Genomic DNA, 2959 nt, shown 5'->3' with positions numbered 1-2959 from the left:
GAGACTTTCCCAAACTTTGTGTAACTGCTTATAATCCATAGTAAAGGAGAATAAGCAATGACAAAACAAACAGAACTAAAAAAACTAGCCGAACAAATGGCCAAACACGTTGGCAGCTTTGAAGACATCAAAGCATTTCAAAAAGAGCTCATGCAGTCATTTATTGACACTGCATTAGAAGCCGAGATGGAAGAGCATCTAGGCTATCCTAAGCATGAAAAGGCGGATACCCCAAACAAGCGCAACGGTCACACCAAAAAGACAGTGCGCAGTGACACAGGTGAGATTGAAGTATCTACACCCAGAGACCGTGAAGGAAGCTTTGATCCTGTATTGGTTGCAAAGCATCAAACTCGTATCACTGGGCTCGATGATAAAATCATCATGTTTTACGCCAAAGGCCAGACAACCACTGAGATTGTTGAGAGTATCAAAGATATCTATGACGTTGATATCTCAACCAGTCTCGTATCAAGGGTTACTGACAACATCATAGATGACATCACAGCATGGCAGAATCGTCCACTAAGTAGCTTATATCCTATCGTATATTTAGACTGCATTGTCGTTAAAGTACGTCAAGACAAGCAAATCATTAATAAAGCCATCTATCTGGCCTTAGGCGTCAATCTTGAGGGCAAAAAGGAGCTACTGGGTATGTGGCTATCGGAGAATGAAGGCGCTAAGTTCTGGCTAGGTATTCTCACTGAACTACAAAACCGTGGGGTTCAAGATATTCTTATTGCCTGTGTGGATGGTTTAAAAGGCTTTAGCGAGGCAATTAATACGGTATATCCAAACACACAGGTTCAGCTATGTATTGTGCATATGGTACGTTACTCTATGAAGTTTGTACCATGGAAAGATAGAAAAAAAGTAGCGGCTGGTTTAAAGGCGGTTTATGGTGCTGATACGCTTGAGCTGGCAGAGGCTAGCCTTGAGCAGTTTAATGAGATCTGGGGCGATAAATACCCGCATGTGGTTACCTCTTGGCGCAATAATTGGGAGGGCTTAACCGTGTTCTTTGATTACCCGAAAGACATTAGAAAAGCCATTTATACGACCAATGCTATCGAGTCATTAAATAGCGTGATTCGTACCGCTGTGAATAAGCGTAAGATATTCCCATCTGATCAAGCGGCGTTAAAGGTTGTTTATCTAGCGACTCAGCAGGCGTCTAAAAAGTGGTCGATGCCCATCCGTAACTGGACGTCTGCTCTTAATCGATTTATGATTATGTTCGATGAGCGTGTTAGTAAGCATTTAATCTAAATTGCAGTTACACAGAATTCAGGATGGGCTCTTTTATATATATCCTTTTATAATTATTCTAATTGCTTCACTTATAAATCCAATAGCAGATTACCATATTAAATCTTACTTAAATGCTAATAAAAGAACTATAGCAAAAGAATTAAAAACTAATGTTAACTCAACTATTAATGATATAAATTTATTGCGTTCAATTAGATATGTATCAGCCGATGTTTTAAATGTGAGAGCCTCTGCATCAGTTAAATCCAAGTCAATAGGACAATTATATTTTTCTTCTACCGTATTGGTAATTGAAAAGCGTAAAAATTGGACGTTGATTGAATGGCATGATTCTGAAAAGAATGTTGAAATTACAGGGTGGGTTTTTTCAAGATATCTTTCTAAATTTAACTAAGATAATGTAGTCTCTATGCACCTTTAAATCTGAATATATAATTGGTGCGCGGGGCGCACCCTTGTATCTTGACTGACCCCTTAACGCAATCAACGAGAGTTGATAAACTAAAGCGGTTAATCACGAGCATTGAGAGCATGAGCGCACCCTTAGTGCCTAGACACTGTAGCGTAGATAATGCCCAATGCTCATTTTTATCATCTTAATACTCTGAATGGTATCCAAGTGCCTCAATACGAGTGACACTGCATGAACAAGGGAAGATGACAAGATGACTCATTATATTGGTATCGATGTTAGTAAAGCAAAGCTTGATGTTGCATGGCTTAAAGATGCAGACAAGCTAAAGGTTAAAACCAAAGTATTTAAAAACAACAAAGACGACTTTGATAATCTTATCAACTGGCTAAAAACAAACGTCAGCGATAATTTAAGTGATATACACGTAACCCTTGAAGCAACAGGTGTCTATCATGAGAATGTGGCTTATTTTCTACATGATAAAGGTATTGCTCTAAGTATCGTAAATCCAGCCTATGTCAGAAGCTATGCAAACTCTCTTGGTAGTCGCAATAAAACTGACAAAAAGGATAGCGTCTTACTGGCTCGTTATGCTAATAGTGCTAAGCCAGAACAGTGGACACCGCCACCAGTAGAAGCAAGACAATTAAAGTCATTATTGACTCGTTTAGATGCACTACAGCAAGACTTGCAACGTGAGCTTAACCGTCAAGAAAAAGCATATGCTACTGATACTGCGCCTATTGTGAAGCAATCCATTGGCACTATGATTGATGCTTTAGAAGTTGCTATTGCAAAGCTTAACGATGATATTGATGATCATATCGATAAACATCCTAAGTTAAAGCATGACCAAGAGCTACTACAAACTATCAAAGGTGTAGGCCCTGCCACATCAAGACAGATGCTATCGCTGATGCACAATAAGCAGTTTACTAAAGCGTCACAGGTTGCAGCCTTTATTGGTCTTGTTCCTAGACATATTGAGTCAGGACAGTTTAAAGGCAAATCACGTTTAGCTAAGAATGGTTCAAGTGCTATTAGAGCTAAACTGTATATGGCTGCAGTGGTATCCACTAAATGGAATCCTGATATTAAGGCACAGTACGAGAGGCTGTTAGCCAATGGTAAGTGCAAGATGCAGGCGATTTGCGCTGCTATGCGTAAGCTTGTGCATATCTGCTATGGTGTATTGAAACATCAATCTCCTTATCAGGCAAAAGTTGAATTTATTTCTGCTTGATATTTATTTTTTAAGATGGTATCTAC

Annotated in this window: 3 protein-coding genes; all 3 read left to right on the top strand. The window is 39.1% G+C overall.

The features are described 5' to 3' along the window. Window positions 1-57: 57 nt before the first annotated feature. The 3 genes from AC2SLP_RS11980 (at window position 58) to AC2SLP_RS11970 (ending at window position 2933) form a co-directional block, all read left to right on the top strand. On the top strand, window positions 58-1272 hold the full coding sequence (locus tag AC2SLP_RS11980; protein WP_486535535.1) for an IS256 family transposase: 1215 nt from the start codon (window positions 58-60) through the stop codon (window positions 1270-1272). A gap of 1 nt (window position 1273) precedes the next feature. Then, window positions 1274-1669 carry an SH3 domain-containing protein gene (locus AC2SLP_RS11975; protein WP_486536849.1) on the top strand — a complete coding sequence of 132 codons (396 nt, stop codon included), beginning with the start codon at window positions 1274-1276 and terminating at the stop codon, window positions 1667-1669. Between the two features lie 271 nt (window positions 1670-1940). Continuing rightward, on the top strand, window positions 1941-2933 hold the full coding sequence (locus AC2SLP_RS11970) for an IS110 family RNA-guided transposase (RefSeq protein ID WP_486535649.1): 993 nt from the start codon (window positions 1941-1943) through the stop codon (window positions 2931-2933). The last annotated feature ends 26 nt before the right edge of the window (window positions 2934-2959 follow it).

This window comes from Psychrobacter sp. CX21 (genome assembly GCF_057396255.1).
The sequence above is the reverse complement of the archived record's forward strand: the minus strand, read 5'-3'. Positions and strand labels throughout refer to the sequence as shown.

Bases quoted from the DNA above. Each gene is read 5' to 3' on its own strand.
- AC2SLP_RS11980 (WP_486535535.1), top strand. From the start codon at position 58: ATGACAAAACAAACAGAACTAAAAAAACTAGCCGAACAAATGGCCAAA.
- AC2SLP_RS11970 (WP_486535649.1), top strand. From the start codon at position 1,941: ATGACTCATTATATTGGTATCGATGTTAGTAAAGCAAAGCTTGATGTT.